This is a genomic window from Mesorhizobium sp. WSM4848, assembly GCF_055811375.1.
Genome location: NZ_JBVVPX010000151.1, coordinates 1 through 258, shown reverse-complemented (window position 1 = coordinate 258; position 258 = coordinate 1). Strand labels below are relative to the sequence as shown.

Genomic DNA, 258 nt, shown 5'->3' with positions numbered 1-258 from the left:
TCCCGCGGGTGTCGGAGGGCGAGGACGCCGCCGCGATCGTTTCATTAGAGATGGAGATGATGATCATGCAGCGGCTGGCGGTGCCGCACGTGCCGGCCTGCTTCGGCACAGGTGATTTCGCCCGCCAAGCCTATGTCGTGATCGAGCGCATTCCAGGTGCCACGCTGTACAAGCGGCTCCCCGACCTGCCGCTGCCCTATGACGAGGCGCGGCAGCTCGTCGCCAGAATCGCCACGGCGCTTGCGGATCTGCACCGGC

1 protein-coding gene is annotated in these 258 nt (G+C 66.7%); it reads left to right on the top strand.

The window, feature by feature from the left end; genetic code table 11:
• Positions 1-258 (top strand): phosphotransferase (locus AC0L16_RS33710; RefSeq protein ID WP_473625833.1); only part of this gene is annotated, 258 nt, incomplete at both ends.